At 59.9% G+C, this 16,921-nt stretch carries 14 protein-coding genes and 1 tRNA gene; 3 read left to right on the top strand and 12 right to left on the bottom strand.

Annotation, left to right across the window (positions count from 1 at the left end):
• Positions 1 to 145 precede the first annotated feature (145 nt).
• Positions 146 to 1,141: a catabolite repressor/activator gene (gene cra, locus BBF94_RS16225; protein ID WP_065259993.1), complete on the top strand. Its 996-nt coding sequence runs from the start codon at positions 146 to 148 to the stop codon at positions 1,139 to 1,141.
• 3 nt (positions 1,142 to 1,144) lie between these two features.
• Positions 1,145 to 1,921: a TatD family hydrolase gene (locus BBF94_RS16220; protein WP_065259992.1), complete on the top strand. Its 777-nt coding sequence runs from the start codon at positions 1,145 to 1,147 to the stop codon at positions 1,919 to 1,921.
• On the opposite strand, the gene BBF94_RS16215 is transcribed toward BBF94_RS16220, so the two are convergent.
• From BBF94_RS16215 to BBF94_RS16195, 5 genes are all read right to left on the bottom strand, one after another.
• A complete protein-coding gene (locus tag BBF94_RS16215; protein ID WP_065259991.1) occupies positions 1,922 to 2,311 on the bottom strand; it encodes a hypothetical protein in 390 nt (129 codons plus the stop codon).
• 156 nt (positions 2,312 to 2,467) lie between these two features.
• Complete coding sequence (locus tag BBF94_RS16210) at positions 2,468 to 4,498, bottom strand: methyl-accepting chemotaxis protein (protein ID WP_065259990.1); 2,031 nt, start codon at positions 4,496 to 4,498, stop codon at positions 2,468 to 2,470.
• A 182-nt stretch (positions 4,499 to 4,680) separates the two neighbouring features.
• Entirely contained in the window at positions 4,681 to 5,517 is an 837-nt protein-coding gene (gene ampE, locus BBF94_RS16205; RefSeq protein WP_065259989.1) for a regulatory signaling modulator protein AmpE, read from the bottom strand.
• Positions 5,514 to 6,074 (bottom strand): 1,6-anhydro-N-acetylmuramyl-L-alanine amidase AmpD, encoded by a 561-nt coding sequence (ampD, locus tag BBF94_RS16200; RefSeq protein ID WP_065259988.1) that lies wholly within the window; start codon positions 6,072 to 6,074, stop codon positions 5,514 to 5,516. Before ampD ends, ampE begins: the two co-directional genes overlap by 4 nt.
• Positions 6,075 to 6,138: 64 nt before the next feature.
• Positions 6,139 to 8,328 (bottom strand): DUF1631 domain-containing protein, encoded by a 2,190-nt coding sequence (locus tag BBF94_RS16195; protein WP_065259987.1) that lies wholly within the window; start codon positions 8,326 to 8,328, stop codon positions 6,139 to 6,141.
• 253 nt (positions 8,329 to 8,581) lie between these two features.
• On the opposite strand from BBF94_RS16195, the gene nadC reads away from it, so the two are divergent.
• On the top strand, positions 8,582 to 9,430 hold the full coding sequence (gene nadC / locus BBF94_RS16190; RefSeq protein WP_065259986.1) for a carboxylating nicotinate-nucleotide diphosphorylase: 849 nt from the start codon (positions 8,582 to 8,584) through the stop codon (positions 9,428 to 9,430).
• 51 nt (positions 9,431 to 9,481) lie between these two features.
• Here nadC and BBF94_RS16185 read toward each other — a convergent pair whose 3' ends face one another.
• The 7 genes from BBF94_RS16185 to infB all read right to left on the bottom strand — a co-directional run bounded on the left by BBF94_RS16185 (position 9,482) and on the right by infB (position 16,898).
• Positions 9,482 to 9,781 (bottom strand): DUF6388 family protein, encoded by a 300-nt coding sequence (locus BBF94_RS16185; RefSeq protein ID WP_065260005.1) that lies wholly within the window; start codon positions 9,779 to 9,781, stop codon positions 9,482 to 9,484.
• A gap of 232 nt (positions 9,782 to 10,013) precedes the next feature.
• Positions 10,014 to 10,089: transfer RNA gene (locus BBF94_RS16180), tRNA-Thr, on the bottom strand.
• 129 nt (positions 10,090 to 10,218) lie between these two features.
• Positions 10,219 to 12,324, bottom strand: a complete 2,106-nt coding sequence (gene pnp / locus BBF94_RS16175; protein WP_065259985.1) for a polyribonucleotide nucleotidyltransferase — start codon at positions 12,322 to 12,324, stop codon at positions 10,219 to 10,221.
• 193 nt (positions 12,325 to 12,517) lie between these two features.
• On the bottom strand, positions 12,518 to 12,787 hold the full coding sequence (rpsO, locus tag BBF94_RS16170) for a 30S ribosomal protein S15 (protein ID WP_065259984.1): 270 nt from the start codon (positions 12,785 to 12,787) through the stop codon (positions 12,518 to 12,520).
• Positions 12,788 to 12,903: 116 nt separating this feature from the next.
• Entirely contained in the window at positions 12,904 to 13,821 is a 918-nt protein-coding gene (gene truB, locus BBF94_RS16165; RefSeq protein WP_065259983.1) for a tRNA pseudouridine(55) synthase TruB, read from the bottom strand.
• Positions 13,822 to 13,825: 4 nt separating this feature from the next.
• Positions 13,826 to 14,224, bottom strand: a complete 399-nt coding sequence (rbfA, locus tag BBF94_RS16160; protein ID WP_065259982.1) for a 30S ribosome-binding factor RbfA — start codon at positions 14,222 to 14,224, stop codon at positions 13,826 to 13,828.
• A 160-nt stretch (positions 14,225 to 14,384) separates the two neighbouring features.
• Complete coding sequence (gene infB / locus BBF94_RS16155; protein ID WP_065259981.1) at positions 14,385 to 16,898, bottom strand: translation initiation factor IF-2; 2,514 nt, start codon at positions 16,896 to 16,898, stop codon at positions 14,385 to 14,387.
• Positions 16,899 to 16,921: the final 23 nt, after the last annotated feature.

Here is a 16,921-nt window from a genome sequence, read left to right as displayed (position 1 = left end):
TCTAGATTGATCGGCACGTTACTCGATAATGTCTCATCCTTGAAGTCCAACTTGTCGGTTGCGCTGCGACAATGGTCGCCTGCCTGAATCGGGTAGGATTGGCGAAAATGTGGCGGCAAGCTCGAAAAAACAAGGAAATCCCGGGTTGAAACTCAGTGATATCGCGCGGCTGGCCGGAGTGTCCGTGACCACCGCCAGCTACGTCATCAATGGCAAGGCCGAACAGCAACGCATCAGCAACGCGACTGTCGAGCGCGTGCGGGCGGTGGTCGATCAGCACGGCTTTACCCCCAATCCCCAGGCGGCCGGATTGCGCAGCAGGCACACCCGGACTTTGGGTTTTATCCTGCCGGATCTGGAAAACCCCAGCTACGCGCGGATCGCCAAACTGCTGGAACAAGGCGCCCGGGCGCGCGGCTATCAGTTGCTGATTGCCAGCTCCGACGATGCGCCGGACAGCGAACGGCAACTGCTGCAACTGTTCCGCGCACGGCGCTGCGATGCGTTGATCGTCGCCAGCTGCCTGCCACCCGGTGACGACAGCTACCGTCAGTTGCAGGCCAAGGGTCTGCCGATCATCGCCATCGACCGGGTGATGGATCCGGAACACTTCTGCTCGGTGGTCAGTGACGATCGTGAAGCCAGCCTGCACCTGACCGAAAGCCTGCTCGACCCGCAACCCAGGCAGATCGTGCTGCTGGGCGCCCGCCCGGAATTGAGCATCAGCCAAGAACGTGCCGCCGGATTCAAACAAGCCTTGGCCGGGTTCAAGGGCGACGTGCTGATCGAGCACGCCGAATCCTTCAGCCGCGAGTGCGGCAAGCAATTGATGGAAGAACTCCTGCAACGCCTCGGGCATTTGCCGGATGCGTTGGTGACCACATCCTACGTGCTGTTGCAGGGTGTGTTCGACGCGCTGCATGACTTCCCGCTGAAAAATCGCCCGCTGCGTCTGGGCACGTTCGGCGACACCCAGTTGCTGGATTTCCTGCCGCTGCCGGTCAACGCCATGGCCCAGCAACACCAGTTGATCGCCGACAAAGCGCTGGCACTGGCGCTGGCAGCGGTCGAGCAGTCGGAATACCAGCCTGGCGTGCAAGCCATCGCCCGTACATTCAAGCAGCGTATTCACCGGGACTGAGCCGTGGAGCTGATCGACAGCCACACCCATCTGGACTTTCCCGACTTCGACGCCGACCGTGCGGCGTTGCTGGCCGAAAGCCGTGCCCTCGGGGTGCGGCGGATGGTGGTGCTGGGCGTATATGAAGGCAACTGGCAGCGGGTGTGGGATCTGGTGCAAAGCGATCCGCAGCTGTACGCCGCATTCGGTTTGCACCCGGTCTATCTTGATCAGCATCGGCCTGAAGACCTGCTGGCGCTGGGCGACTGGCTGACGCGTCTGCGCGAACATCGGCAACTGTGCGCTGTTGGCGAAATCGGGCTGGATTACTTCATCGAAACCCTCGACCGCGAGCGCCAGCAAGCGCTGTTCGAAGCACAATTGCAACTGGCAGCGGATTTCGAGTTGCCGGCATTGATCCATGTGCGGCGCAGCCATGCGGCGGTGATTGCCACACTCAAGCGCTTCAAGCTCAAACGCGCCGGCATCATTCACGCCTTCGCCGGCAGCCGTGAAGAGGCGCGGGAATACACCAGACTCGGTTTCAAACTGGGTCTCGGCGGCGCCCCCACCTGGCCTCAGGCCCTGCGCATGCACCGGGTGTTGCCCGATTTGCCACTGGACTCGATCGTGCTGGAGACCGACTCTCCTGACATGGCACCCGCCATGTTTCCCGGCGTGCGCAACACACCGGCGCATCTGCCGGCCATCTGTGCGGCGCTGGCGGGATTGATGAACGTCAGTGAAGAACGGCTCGCCGAGGCCAGCACTGCCAACTGCTGCGAAGTATTCGGCTGGTAGTCACTCGCCGTGTGCCCTGGCTGCATCAAGAATCAAGGTCATGTGCTGACGATGGCGAACAAACCGCACCAGCGCGAAGTACACAAAAATCACGATCAATGACGCATTCAGCTGCTCAGTCACGCTGAGCAGCCCTACCCATTCCATCACCAGCGCCACCAGCAGCGCGGTGCAAACCGTCACCGATGCACTGAAACGCAACAGGCCCAGGGAGTCGAGGGACTTGAAGCGTCTGATCTGTTTCGGGCAGCGCAGCTCCAGGGCTTTCTCGCAGTGGGCGCAGGTGAACGGCTCATTGATCGCGATGGCATTGAGTTGCCAGGGTTTGAGCAGCAGCGTGGTCTGACAATGGGCGCAGCGGCCCTGGATTCCCAGGGTTGCAACGGACATGAGAGGCTTCCTCCAGTCGGTCAATTGGCGTGATGTTGAACCATTGAAGACGAAAAATCCGGGCCCGGAGGAAATCAGGATTTGGCTTACAAATGTAAGCAAAAAAATACTACAAACTGTTCCGAGACCACCCGGCCTCCAATGCAACAGGCCGACTCAGACCCGGAACGCGCTGATCAACTGCTTCAATTCCACCACCTGTGCCGACAGCGCCCGACTCGCATCCTCGGTCCGGTGTGCGCCTTCCGCTGTGCGTTCACCGGCCCGGTTGATTTCGACGATGTTCTGATCGATGTCATGGGCGACGGCGGTCTGCTGTTCCACCGCCGCCGCGATCTGCTGGTTCTGATCGACGATCATTCCCACCGCACCGAGGATGTTTTCCAGTGCCTGCTGAACCTTTTCCGACTGTCCGACGGTGCCGCTGGCCATCTGATGACTGACGCCCATGGCCTTTACTGCTGCGCCGACTCCACCCTGCAGTCTGGTGATCATCTGCTCGATTTCTTCGGTCGATTGCTGGGTGCGTTTGGCCAGGGTCCGCACTTCGTCCGCCACCACCGCAAAGCCTCGCCCCTGCTCTCCCGCGCGCGCCGCTTCGATCGCGGCGTTGAGCGCCAGCAGGTTGGTCTGCTCGGCGATGCTCTTGATCACCTCCAGCACGCTGCTGATCGACTGGCTGTCGCTGGCCAGCTGATTGATCACTTGCACCGACTGATCGATCTCGCCGGCCAGCGCCGCGATACTGCTTTGCTGGGACTCCACCAGACTGCGTCCACTGATGGTCTCGCCATTCACGCTGTGCGCACTGCTGACCGCTGCCGCAGCACTGCGCGCCACCTCCAGTGAAGTGGCCGACATCTGGTTCATGGCCGTGGCCACCTGTTCGATCTGGCTGCGCTGACCGGCCACTGCCTGATTGCTTTGCGCCGAGACATTTTCCACTTGCCCGGCCTGACGCTCGACCTCGCCGACGGTCTGGCCGACCCGCTCGATCAGGTCGTGAATCTTGCGCACCGTACCGTTGAACACCTCGCCCAGCTCGCCCAGCTCATCACGACTGTGGGCCACGAAGTTGACCGTCATGTCGCCGGCCGCGACTTTGTCCATCATTGCGCCCAGGCGTTTGAGCGTGTTGCGGGTCGACGCATAGAAACCGCCGTAGAGGTAGAAGATCAGCACGAACACCACCGACAATGCGACCGCCTGCAACACCATGTGCGTGCGGTTCTGCGCCAGACGTTGCTGCAATTGGGTATCGAGGTACTTCAGAGTGGCTTCGTTGAGCTGGTAAGTGCGATCCATCAGCCCGGTGACCTGATCGTAGAACGCCTGCCACGGTGCATCGAGCGTTTCGGCGACCACCACTTGTTCTTCAAAGATTTCACTGGCCTGTTTCAGCGACATCTTGCTGGCATCGGCTGCGCTGCTCAGCGAATCCCTCGCCGCGCTGCTCGACCCCAGCGCATCCTGCAGCTTAAGCCCGTACTCGCCTTGAAGTTTTTCTATCTGCGCCAGCAACTCATCGAAACGGGTGCTGGAGGAACTGTTGAGAAACCCTTGTCCCAACGAATAAGAGCCCATGGCCCGCCCCTCACCGAGGATCTGGGTAATGGCGGGCGTGGTGGCGGTCACCAGCTCGCTGAGCTGGCGGATATCACTTTGCGTATCGCGGCCCAGACCGGCCTGGCTGGCGATGATCTGGCTGAAAATCTGCGCACTGCCAAGCAGTTTGCCGATCAGCGCGCTTTTGCTTTGCAGGGAGTTTTCCGCTTGCTGGGCCTTGAACGCAGCAATCATTTCATCGCGTTTGGCCTCGAAGATCTTGATCTGCTCAGGGTCGTCGGTCATCGCTGCAAGCCCTTGCAGGCGCGTCAGAACACTTTGTTCAAGCCCCGTGATCTGCGACTCGACATTCCCGGCCTTGCCCGACTGGCCGAGCGTGACGTTGATCTGTACCAGGTTGTTGAGGGTTTCCAGATCCCGACGCAAGACCAGACTGCTGCCCAGCAGGTCGAGGCTTTGCAACTCCACCCGGGTGCCCTGAAACTGGCGATAGGAATCGCGCACCAGATAGAAGTTGGTCACCAGCATCGGTACCAGGAACAGCACGCTGATCAGGCTGAACTTCATGCCGAAGCTCAGGCGGTTCATCAGCGAGACGGCGGGATAGAGCAAGCTCTTCACTGGAAGTCTCCCTTGGTTTTTTCTTGTTTTTATTGGCAGGCGCGGGCGACAGCAGATAGCCACTATCGGGCGCCATCTCTGTATAGCTCAAATCGAAGGGAGGTTTTGTAACTTAAGGTTAACGGCGTAGGATCGCCCGAACACCGATGCGTCCGGACGACCTTTTGCTCATCGAGCGGCTATCAATGGATCAGAACGGTCCACAGGGCAAACCCGGCATACCACAACACTGCCGCACGCAGCAGCAGCTCCCACAGACAATCGAGGGTGTTGATGCCTTCCGGGCCAGTGACGGCAGGCGGAATTTCTCCTGCGGCCAGACCGACTCTGTTGATCAGTTGTGCGGCGCCGATGTTCCAGTTCAACAGTTCATGCAGCATGATCCGGCTGACCGCGACGAAGTTGCCGACCAGCGCGAGGCTGGCCGCCAACAGACGCACCGGCACCCAGTCGAAGGCATGTCGCAGTTGCCCTGCACGCTCGGCCAGCGCCGGGTTCTGCGCGTTCTCTTCTGCCAGGGCCAGCAGGCGATAGCTCAACGCGGCGACCGGACCCAGCAGGAAATACCAGAAAATCACCGCGAAAAAACTCTGATACGCCTGCCACAACAGATGCCGCTGCACCTGCTCCAGCAATTGCTCGCCGCTCTCGGCGCAGATATCCAGGTCACGCTTGGCCACATGGGCGGCGGCTTGCAGATCCTCACGGCGCCAAGCGTCACGGAACGGTCCGAGACCGCCGAGCAGATCACCCCGCCCCAGGCTGTAAATCACCACCAGCAAATGCACCGGCAGCGCCAGCAGGCCATAGGCAACCGGCTCCAGCACCAGCAGCAACAACCCCAGCAACGCCACGGGCAGCAGCACCAGAATGGTCAGCACCAGCCAGGGCCGTTTTGACAGGCTGCCGCTTTCAAGCTTGTGCAGTTCGCGGATCCATCCGCCATCGCGTTGAACCCGATGGCGCAAGGCCGAGAATTTCTCGACCCATACCGCCAGCAGTAACACCAGAAAACTCATTGCTCTTCCTCTTGTGCCAGGGCTGCGCGGTAGCGTGCCCAGTCGAATGCCGGGCCAGGATCGGTCTTGCGCCCGGGTGCGATGTCGCTGTGCCCGCAGATACGGGCGCCGGTGATAGCCGGAAATGCTGTTTGCAACTGCCGGGTGAGCGTAACCAGGGCTTGATACTGCGCATCGGTAAACGGCAGATCATCGGTGCCTTCAAGCTCGATGCCCACGGAAAAATCGTTACAGGTTTCCCGTCCTTCGAAAACCGAAACGCCGGCATGCCACGCCCGCTCGAGACAGGAGACAAACTGGGTGACCTTGCCGTCACGTTCGATCAGAAAATGCGCAGACACCCGCAGGTCGGCAATGCCTGCAAAGTAGGGATGCTCCGTGACATCCAGGCGATTCTGGAAAAATTCCTGCACCTTGCCGGTGGCGAATTGCGCCGGCGGCAGGCTGATGTTGTGAATGACCAACAGCGACACTTCGCCCGCCGGGCGTTCATTGAAGTTGGGCGAGGGGCAGATCTGCACCCCGTGACACCACCCGCTTGCGGGATCCAACTGCATACCGATTCCTTCAACGCCGACTGTGTTGGCGCCCAGTATGCCGCGATCGGCCCCTGACGCGCGATCACTTGCCGTTATTGAGCCGCCGCAGATTGCCGAGCACCGACTCCAGCGCGCGATCGAACAGCAAGGTGTTGTCCAGAGTCCGCGCCGTGCCCCGGCGAAATTCCAGGGCCAGGGCGAGACGGTTGCGCTCCCGGACTTTCATACCGGTGCGATCGACGAATACATACTTGCCAGTGGCCTGGATGATCGCCGCCAGCTTGCAGCGCAGGACGTCCTCGTCATCATCCTCCTCGAACGCCACCCAGCTGCCAAGGCGGAGCTGATCGACCTGGCGCAGGCTCGTGTCATCGACGGGCAAACGCTCCGGAGTCAAGGTAAGTGCCGCCTCATCAGCGGTCTGCAGAACGATGGCCCGGGAAACCTCGATCATCGGTGGCAGCTCGCTCTGCGCGGGATCAGGCGTCTCGAGCAGGCGCACATGCAGTCCTTCCAGCTCACTGAAAAACTCGCTGGTGGCAAAGGGGTCGAATGCCGAACTGTTCAACCCGTCACGCAACGACTTGAGCAACCCCGGCACCAGTTTCAACAGACGCAAGCCTGCGTCGGCATCGGCATGGCGCTGCACACTCCAGATCAACTGCTCCATGGTCTGCACATCGGCCTGCCACTCGGCGGACTGGTCGCCATGCTTGAGGCAGGTCAGCAGCAATACCTTGCTCCAGGCTGTCTGGACGAAAGACACCACCGATGGCGGCAGCACTTTGCCCAGCAGCGCCCGGGCCATCGCCTGTTCGACACACACACGCGCCAGTTCGGTTTTCGCCCGCCCCTCTTCGGCGTCGCGCAGGCGTTGTTCGAGCAATTCACTGCGGCGACGTTCATCGCTGGTGAAGGTCAGGAAGTCCGCCAGCAGTTCGGAAAAGATTGTCGTGTCGTCAACAAAATCCGTCAGCAGACGTTGCACCACTTGCTCGATGCGCAAGTAAAGACTGCCCCGTGCGTCACCGTCACAATTTCCCCAGCCCATGGCCGCTTCGGCGATTTCATTGAGCAGGCGTCGCGCAGGGTGACTGCTGCGGCTGAAAAAACTCTTGTCGATCACCGCGACTTTCAGCATCGGAATCTGCAGCCGGGCGATCAGCGCCTTGAGGGAGTCCGGCAGATTGCGGTCGTCGAGGATGCAGTCGAAAACCATGGCGACGAGATTGATCACATCCTCGTCAGCCCCCTCGACGACCCGGGATTTACCGCTTTTCACGCTGACCCGGGTGAGCAACTGTTCGAGCTGGTTGCGCAGGTCGAAGTCTTCCTGTCCGGCCAGGGCCGGCGCGTACTGCTGCAAATGCGAAAGCAGGCGCAACAGATCTCGGGTGGAAATAGGTTGTGTCGCTGCGCTGGGCTCCAGGGTCGGGGCCACACTGCCGCGCACGTGCAACAGCAACTCCTGGAGCGCGGCAAAGACTTCCTGTACACCGGCATCCGCCGGCGCCTGATCGAGATCTTCAAATTCGCGGTGCACGCTGGCCGTCGCATGATCCCTGGCGCGACGCATCGGTGCCGGTTTCAGTTCAGGCAACACACCGGTGGCGACCAGCAGTTCATTGGCTTCGGCGAACAATTGATCGGTGTCCGCCAGGACATAGCGCTCGAACAGTTTGAGCAGGATCAGCTTGACCTTGATCTCCACCCCCAGATTGCGTCCGGCCTGGAGAAAATACTCGCACAGCATCGCCGGCCCCAGCGGGTTGTGCTGATCATCGAGGGATTTGTCCAGCAGAGCGTTGAGCCGTGCGGTCAGTTGATCGAGCGCGAAACCGTCACGGTTGAGGACCCGGGTGACCATGGTCTCGATGGCAACGTTGCGCTCCATGTCGTCGGTACGCGGCGCAGTGTCTTCATACTGCAAAACATGCGAAACAATGTTCGGCGCAGGATCCGGTTGAGTGAGGCCGACAAAGGCCGCGAAGTACTGCTCGAGAAAGCCGCGCTCGATGTTCTTGCGCTTGAGGCGCAAGTCGCGCATGGCTTCGAAAAAAATGTTCTGTTCGACATCGTTGCGGGCCCGATCGGCCATTTCGAACAAGGTGTCGTCGGCGTTATCGAACAGGTCCTGCAAACCGTTGCGCAAGCGCTGGGCAGCCTTGTCACGAACCTGAAGCAGAATCACAGGCAGGCGGGCGAGCGGCGAAGGATTCGCCTGACCGGTAGTGGCCTTGTGCAAAGGCACTACGTTCCCGTCGTTGTGCATCCAAGCCTCCTCAAACGGTGATTTGCCGACGTCAAAGACATGGCGTCAAATGCAAGGCGGATTATCTTGCAAAAGTTGTCCAATGCGCCATAGGCCTCAGGGTTTCCCCTACACGAGCGCACCTGCAAGTGACCACAGCGCGACGATTTTTGCTCGGAAGAATCGACCAGCTGCAGATCGGTACGCGGTTCTTGCCTTGGGTTGGCCCGCGCCATGCCCCTATAATCGGGCCACTTAGTTTGTGGAGCCCGTTATGCCGAATCTACGTCTCGCCGATTTGACCGCCGAAATCGAAGCCAACGTGCGCCGTGCGTTGCTCGAAGACATCGGCAGCGGCGACATCACCGCGCAACTGATCCCGGCCGAACGCCTGGCCAAAGCCACCATCATCACCCGCGACGCTGCTGTCATCTGCGGTACAGCCTGGGTCGATACGGTGTTTCGTCAGCTCGATCCCCGGGTGGCGGTGCACTGGCAGGTGCGCGATGGCGAGCGGGTATCACCGAACCAGCCGTTGTTTCACCTGGAAGGCCCGGCCCGTTCGCTGCTGACCGGTGAACGCAGTGCCCTGAACTTTCTGCAACTGCTGTCCGGCGTGGCCACCCGCGCGCAACACCTCGCAGACTTCGTCGCCGAAACCGGGGTGAAGCTGCTGGATACTCGCAAGACCCTTCCTGGGCTGCGCCTGGCGCAGAAATACGCGGTGACTTGCGGCGGCTGCCATAACCATCGCATCGGCCTGTACGACGCTTTTCTGATCAAGGAAAACCACATTGCCGCCAGCGGCGGAATACCCCAGGCCATTGCCGCCGCGCACAAGATCGCGCCGGGCAAACCGGTGGAAATCGAAGTGGAAAGCCTGGATGAACTGAAAGAGGCACTGGCGGCGGGCGCCGACATCATCATGCTCGACGAACTGAGCCTGGATGACATGCGCGAAGCCGTACGCCTGAACGGCGGCAAGGCGAAACTGGAGGCCAGCGGCGGCATCAACGAAAGCACGCTGTTGCCGATCGCACAGACCGGGGTGGACTACATCTCGATTGGCGCGATGACCAAGGATGTGAAAGCTGTGGACCTGTCGATGCGTCTGAGCCTCTGAATCGAGCACGCAATAAAAAACGCCAGCCCTTTCGAGGCTGGCGTTTTTGTTTCAGACCACAAGATTGTTCATCTCGCAGTACTCTTCCCAATCGACACCCAGCACCTCGGCGGCCTCCTTGTGCAGCTCGAGACGCTTGGCCTCGAACTCCTCGGGGGTGCTGGTGTACTTGAGCGTCAGTTCCCACGGTTGCAAACCCTGGGCTTCAGCTTCGTCTTCGAACGCCCACTGGATCTGATCCTTCTGCTCATCCGCAGGCAGATCCTTGATCTCGTCCATCAGCTCGGGGGCATCGAGTTTGTACTTCTCCAGCGCTTGTTCGTGGCGCTGTTCCTGGGTCAATTCAGTCATGGCGTTCTCGCTGATCATGGGAATGGAGGATGGAGCTGGATCATCAAGGATCTCTCTGACGCGGATTGTCCGGCCTTCGGAACCATTCGGGATCATCTGAAAACTGCTGGGCGATGCTCATGCAGACAGCGAATATAGGACGTTTGGAGAGCGAATTACACGAGTCTTTACATCTCTCCCACAAAAAGTTGACCTGGGGATCATGGAACGGCAAGAGATGAAGCGAGAGGACTGGTGCCCGAGACAGGAATCGAACCTGCGACCTTCGCGTTACGAGTGCGCTGCTCTACCGGCTGAGCTACACGGGCGGTGGGCTAAACCTAGCACCGGTCTTTAAGGTCGGCAACTCTGTAGAACATCCTGATATTTCACAGACAAAAAAATGCCCCGCCGTTTTCACGGCGGGGCATTTTCATGGCGCTGCGGCGGCGGGGTGATTAAACGCCCGAAGCCTTGGCCGCTGCCACGTCTTTGATGGACAGCTTGATACGGCCGCGGTTGTCCACGTCCAGTACCAGCACTTCCACTTCCTGGCCTTCTTTCAGGATGTCGGTCACTTTCTCTACACGAGCGTCGCTCAGCATCGAGATGTGAACCAGACCGTCCTTGCCCGGCAGGATGTTGACGAACGCACCGAAGTCGACGATGCGCTCAACCTTGCCAACGTAGATCTTGCCGATCTCGGCTTCTGCGGTGATGCTCAGAACACGCTGACGTGCAGCTTCAGCGGCGTCCTTGGTTTCGCCGAAGATCTTGATCGAGCCGTCGTCTTCGATGTCGATCGAAGCCTTGGTCTCTTCGCAGATCGCACGGATGGTCGCGCCACCTTTACCGATAACATCACGAATCTTGTCGGTATCGATCTTCATCGCGATCATGGTCGGAGCGTTGGCCGACAGTTCGGTACGGGACTGACCGATGATCTGGTTCATCTGACCGAGGATGTTCAGGCGCGCTTCCAGGGCCTGGCCCAGAGCGATTTCCATGATTTCTTCGGTGATGCCCTGGATCTTGATGTCCATCTGCAGTGCGGTAACGCCTTTGGCAGTACCGGCCACTTTGAAGTCCATGTCGCCCAGGTGGTCTTCGTCACCGAGGATGTCGGTCAGAACGGCGAACTTCTCACCTTCTTTCACCAGCCCCATGGCGATACCGGCGACCGGTGCCTTCATCGGCACACCGGCGTCCATCAGTGCCAGGGAAGCACCGCACACGGAAGCCATCGAGCTCGAACCGTTGGATTCGGTGATTTCCGATACGACACGGATGGTGTACGGGAACACGTCGGCGGCTGGCAGCATGGCCTGAACCGAACGACGGGCCAGACGGCCGTGACCGATTTCGCGACGACCGGCGCCACCCATGCGACCACACTCGCCCACCGAGAACGGAGGGAAGTTGTAGTGCAGCATGAACGGATCTTTTTTCTCGCCTTCCAGGGTATCCAGCAGCTGCGCGTCGCGGGCGGTGCCCAGCGTCGCAACGACCAGCGCCTGGGTTTCGCCACGGGTGAACAGTGCCGAACCGTGAGTCTTCGGCAGCACGCCGACTTCGATGTTCAGCGGACGTACGGTGCGGGTGTCGCGACCGTCGATACGCGGCTTGCCGTTAACGATGTTTTCGCGAACGGTGCGGTATTCGATTTCGCCGAAAGCGGCTTTGACGTCGGCAGCCGAAGGCTGGCCTTCTTCGCCGGACAGCTTGGCAACCACCTGGTCACGCAGTTCGCCCAGACGCGCATAGCGGTCGGCCTTGACGGTGATGGTGTAAGCCTTGGAGATTTCTTCGCCGAATTCGGCACGAATGGCGCCCAGCAGCTCGGTGGCCTCCGGAGCGGCAGACCATTCCCAGGTCGGCTTGGCAGCTTCGGCAGCCAGTTCCTTGACCGCCTTGATGACAGCCTGGAATTCGTCGTGGGCGAACAGTACAGCGCCCAGCATCTGGTCTTCGGTCAGCTCCTGAGCTTCCGATTCAACCATCAGAACGGCTTCTTCGGTACCGGCAACGACCATGTCCAGGCTCGAGGCAGCCAGTTGCTCGTAAGTCGGGTTCAGCAGGTAGCCGGTGCTTTCGTGGAAAGCAACGCGGGCGGCGCCGATCGGGCCATTGAATGGAATGCCGGAGATCGCCAGGGCAGCCGAGGTACCGATCATCGCAGCGATGTCCGGATCGGTCTTCTTGCTGGTGGAAACGACGGTGCAGACGACCTGCACTTCGTTCATGAAGCCTTCAGGGAACAGCGGACGGATCGGACGGTCGATCAGTCGGGAAGTCAGGGTTTCCTTCTCGGAAGGACGGCCTTCACGCTTGAAGAAACCGCCAGGGATCTTGCCGGCAGCGTAAGTCTTTTCCTGGTAGTGAACGGACAGAGGGAAGAAGCCCTTGCCCGGATCGGCTTGCTTGGCACCGACTACGGTCACCAATACGCTGACGTCGTCGTCAACGGTGACCAATACTGCGCCGGAGGCCTGACGGGCGATACGGCCAGTCTCGAGGGTAACGGTCGACTGACCGAACTGGAATTTCTTGATTACCGGGTTCACGGTGTCCTACCTTCTTTGTGGCTCTTGGGGGAACTGGTTTCTTGCGAAATTCTTGGGCAACGTCGGGAATCGGCCCGCTGATTGTCCGGGTAAAACGGTAGTTCAGATAAAACTTGAGGCTGGGAGCCTGCCATGCGCCAGCGGGAACCCCGTTGACGCACGACAGACAACCAACCTCTAGCGCAATCGCTGATTAGCGACGCAGACCCAGGCGAGCGATCAGAGCGCTGTAACGGCTCAGGTCCTTGCCTTTCAGGTAGTCCAGCAGCTTGCGACGCTGGTTAACCATGCGGATCAGACCACGACGGGAGTGGTGGTCTTTGCCGTTGGCCTTGAAGTGACCTTGCAATTTGTTGATGTTGGCGGTCAGCAGTGCAACTTGCACTTCTGGCGAACCAGTGTCACCAACAGCTTGCTGGAAGTCAGCTACGATTTGAGCTTTTTCTTGAACGTCGAGAGCCATGAGGCAATCCTTTTTATCAGGAAACCGTTACAAAAACGGTTTCAACAGGCCAGGGACAAATCCCTGTATCTATAAATGAGTAGTGACCGTGCCTGTTAACAGCCACACTCGTTCGGTCATTCTGACCGAATCAGTCGACGCGGCGCGATGCGCCCGTCTTCGCTCACTTCACCGATGCCGATGAAGCGACCGGTATGATCCTGTACCCGCACCATGCCGAACTTCGGAGCATCCGGAGCGCGTACCGGCTGGCCATTGAGCCAGTAGAACGCGCTGTGTTCCGAAAACTGCAGCAGTGGCCAATCCTGCAGGCCGCTGTCCGATGGCATCAGAAAGCGGTCGACCGCTTCGTTGCCGCCTTCGGCATGTACCGCTTCGAGCTCTTCGAGGGTCACGGTCTGCGCCAGGGTAAAAGGCCCGGCCTGGGTACGGCGCAATTCAGCGACGTACGCACCACAACCGAGCTGCTCACCGATATCCTCCACCAGGGTACGAATATAGGTGCCCTTGCTGCAATCCACCGCAAGACGCGCAGTATCGCCTTCGAAGGCCAGCAATTCCAAGCGCGCAATAGTAACAGAACGCGGTTCACGCTCCACTACTTCACCTGCACGGGCCAGCTTGTACAGCGGCTGCCCATCGCGCTTGAGAGCCGAGTACATCGGCGGTATCTGATTGATTTGCCCGCGAAATTTCGGCAAGACCGCTTCAATGTCGGCCTGACCAACGGTCACCGGACGCTCCCGCAGAACTTCGCCTTCGGCATCTGCCGTGGTGGTGGTCTTGCCCAGCTGCGCCAGGGTTTCGTAACCCTTGTCGGAATCGAGCAGGTATTGCGAGAACTTGGTCGCCTCGCCAAAGCACAGCGGCAGCACGCCGGTGGCCAGCGGGTCGAGACTGCCCGTGTGGCCGGCCTTCTCGGCGTTGAGCAACCAGCGAACCTTCTGCAGCGCTGCGTTGGAGGTAAACCCCAGCGGCTTGTCGAGCAGGATGATGCCGCTGACGTTACGACGGATACGTTTGACCTGAGCCACCGAATTACTCCTTGGTGTCTTCAGGTGCAGCCACTTCGTGCTGACTGTCTTCGGCTACCGCGCGCTCGATCAGGGCGGACAGGTGTGCACCACGGGCGACGCTTTCGTCGTAGTGGAAATGCAATTGCGGCACGCTGCGCAACTTCATTTCGCGTCCCAGCTGCATGCGCAGGAAACCGGCGGCAGCGTTGAGCACCTTGATGGTCTGTGCGATATCGGCAGCGCCTTCCTGCCCCATCACGGTGATGAAGATCTTCGCGTGACCGACATCACGACTGACATCGACAGCGGTAATGGTGACCAGACCGACACGCGGATCCTTGACTTCGCGACGGATCAGTTGAGCCAGCTCGCGCTGCATCTGATCGCCTATACGTTGGGTACGGCTGTATTCTTTTGCCATGATTTGTTACCTGTTACTGCCCTGCGGTGAAACCCGCGAGGTCTGAAAGCGGCAAACGCCCGGCCTGACAAAAAGCCAGACCGGGCGTTGCGTTTAGAGTCCTGACGCCGTGCCGCGCATGTTCATGCGACGGCCCGACGCGGCCCTTGAAGTGCGCGAGTCAGAGGCTGCGAGCAACCTGAACCTTCTCGAAGACTTCGATCTTGTCACCGACCTTGACGTCGTTGTAGCTCTTCACGCCGATACCGCACTCCATGCCGGCACGCACTTCGGAAGCGTCATCCTTGAAGCGACGCAGGGATTCCAGCTCGCCTTCGAAGATCACGATGTCTTCACGCAGTACGCGGATCGGACGGTTACGGTGAACGGTACCCTCGATCACCATGCAGCCGGCGATGGCGCCGAACTTAGGCGAACGGAACACGTCACGGACTTCTGCCACACCGAGGATGTTCTCGCGAACATCGCTGCCAAGCATACCGGTCAGGGCTTTCTTGACGTCTTCGATGATGTCGTAGATCACGTTGTAGTAACGCATGTCCAGACCTTCCTGCTCGACAATCTTCCGTGCGCCTGCATCGGCACGCACGTTGAAGCCGAACAGTACAGCGTTGGAAGCCAGTGCCAGGTTGGCATCGGACTCGGTGATACCACCGACACCGCCGCCGACCACACGCACTTGCACTTCGTCGTTGCCCAGGCCGTTCAGAGCGCCCTGCAGTGCCTCCAGCGAACCACGGACGTCGGATTTGAGGACGATGTTGAGCGTCTTCTTCTCTTCCTGACCCATGCTTTCGAAGATGTTTTCCAGCTTGCCGGCGTGAGCACGAGCCAGTTTGACTTCGCGGAACTTGCCTTGACGGAACAGAGCCACTTCACGGGCTTTCTTCTCGTCGGCAACCACGCTCATCTCGTCACCAGCGTCAGGCGTACCGTCCAGGCCGAGGATCTCGACCGGAATGGCCGGGCCCGCTTCCTTGATCGGCTTGCCGTTCTCGTCGAGCATGGCTCGCACGCGGCCATAATTCGAGCCGACCAGCACCATGTCACCTTGACGCAGCGTTCCGTCCTGAACCAGAACGGTGGCCACCGGGCCACGGCCCTTGTCCAGACGCGACTCAACCACGACACCACGGCCAGGAGCCGATGGGGTGGCCTTCAGTTCAAGTATTTCAGCCTGCAGCAGTACAGCCTCAAGCAGCTCGTCGACACCGGTACCCATCTTCGCGGAGACCGGAACGAATGGCGTGTCACCACCCCAATCTTCGGAGGTCACGCCATGAGTCGACAGCTCGCTGCGGATGCGATCGAGATCAGCGCCCGGCTTGTCGATCTTGTTCACCGCGACCACCAGAGGAACGCCAGCCGCCTGAGCATGCTGAACGGCTTCGATGGTTTGCGGCATCACGCCGTCGTCCGCCGCAACGACAAGGATCACGATGTCGGTCGCCTTGGCACCACGGGCACGCATGGCGGTAAACGCGGCGTGACCCGGGGTGTCGAGGAAGGTGACCATGCCGCGCTCGGTTTCAACGTGGTACGCACCGATGTGCTGGGTGATACCGCCGGCTTCGCCAGCAGCGACCTTGGCACGACGGATGTAGTCGAGCAGGGAAGTCTTACCGTGGTCAACGTGACCCATTACGGTCACGACCGGCGCACGAGGAACCTCTTCACCTTCGAACTTCAGGGACTCGGCCAGGGAGTCTTCCAGGGCAGTGTCGCTGATCAGAGTCACTTTATGGCCCAGTTCTTCAGCAACCAGCTGGGCAGTTTCCTGATCCAGTACCTGGTTGATGGTCGCCGGCGTACCCAGCTTGAACATGAACTTGATGATTTCAGCAGCTTTTACCGACATCTGCTGGGCGAGATCGCCCACAGTAATGGTTTCGCCGATTCGCACATCGCGCACCACAGGCCCGGTCGGGCTCTGGAAACCGTGAGCGTTGCGTTTCTTCAGCTTGGCCTTGCCGCGGCCGCCGCGACGGAAGCCATCGCTTTCTTCGTCGGTAGTGCGCGGCGCCACACGTGGAGCCGGAGCCTTTTCCTTGACCGAAGCGCGGTGCGGAGCGTTCTTGCGCTCGCCATCACCACCGCCACGACGGTTGTTGTCGTCGGCACGAGACTTGTCCGGACGGCGCTGTTCGTCACGCTTGCGAGTGTCGGCAACCGGCGCAGCAGGCGCTACCGGAGCGGCTTCACGCACTGGCTCGACCACAGGAGCAGGCTCTGCAACAGGTTCAGGAGCAACGACCGGAGCAGGCTGGCGACGCGCTTCTTCTTCGGCGCGAGCACGGGCTTCTTCTTCAGCCTTTTGACGAGCAGCATTTTCTACTGCACGACGCTCATCCAGTTCACGCTTGCGCTCGGCTTCGATTTCTTCCGGGCTACGCTGTACGAAAACTTTCTTCTTGCGAACTTCAACGCTGATGCTTTTGCTGCCAGCCACACGCAGGGTGCTGGTGGTTTTACGCTGCAGCGTGATCTTGCGTGGTTCTTCCACTTTCGCCTTGTGGCTGCTCTTCAAATGAGTCAGCAGGGACTGCTTCTCACTGTCAGTCACATGTTCTTCGGCGGCGGTGTGCGGCAGACCTGCCTCACGCATCTGCTGCAACAGGCGCTCTACCGGTGTTTTGACCTCATCGGCCAGTTGTTTCACCGTGACTTGCGTCATGCACTTCTCTCCTCAGGCCGCGC

This window comes from Pseudomonas bananamidigenes (genome assembly GCF_001679645.1).
In the GTDB taxonomy this organism is placed as follows: domain Bacteria; phylum Pseudomonadota; class Gammaproteobacteria; order Pseudomonadales; family Pseudomonadaceae; genus Aquipseudomonas; species Aquipseudomonas bananamidigenes.
The sequence above is the reverse complement of the archived record's forward strand: the minus strand, read 5'-3'. Positions and strand labels throughout refer to the sequence as shown.

What these genes read in the sequence shown, in the direction of transcription:
- BBF94_RS16215 (WP_065259991.1), bottom strand. Translation starts at nt 2,311, where the DNA reads ATGTCCGTTGCAACCCTGGGAATCCAGGGCCGCTGCGCCCATTGTCAG.
- ampE (WP_065259989.1), bottom strand. Translation starts at nt 5,517, where the DNA reads ATGAGTTTTCTGGTGTTACTGCTGGCGGTATGGGTCGAGAAATTCTCG.
- ampD (WP_065259988.1), bottom strand. Translation starts at nt 6,074, where the DNA reads ATGCAGTTGGATCCCGCAAGCGGGTGGTGTCACGGGGTGCAGATCTGC.
- BBF94_RS16195 (WP_065259987.1), bottom strand. Translation starts at nt 8,328, where the DNA reads ATGCACAACGACGGGAACGTAGTGCCTTTGCACAAGGCCACTACCGGT.
- nadC (WP_065259986.1), top strand. Translation starts at nt 8,582, where the DNA reads ATGCCGAATCTACGTCTCGCCGATTTGACCGCCGAAATCGAAGCCAAC.
- BBF94_RS16185 (WP_065260005.1), bottom strand. Translation starts at nt 9,781, where the DNA reads ATGACTGAATTGACCCAGGAACAGCGCCACGAACAAGCGCTGGAGAAG.
- rpsO (WP_065259984.1), bottom strand. Translation starts at nt 12,787, where the DNA reads ATGGCTCTCGACGTTCAAGAAAAAGCTCAAATCGTAGCTGACTTCCAG.
- rbfA (WP_065259982.1), bottom strand. Translation starts at nt 14,224, where the DNA reads ATGGCAAAAGAATACAGCCGTACCCAACGTATAGGCGATCAGATGCAG.
- infB (WP_065259981.1), bottom strand. Translation starts at nt 16,898, where the DNA reads ATGACGCAAGTCACGGTGAAACAACTGGCCGATGAGGTCAAAACACCG.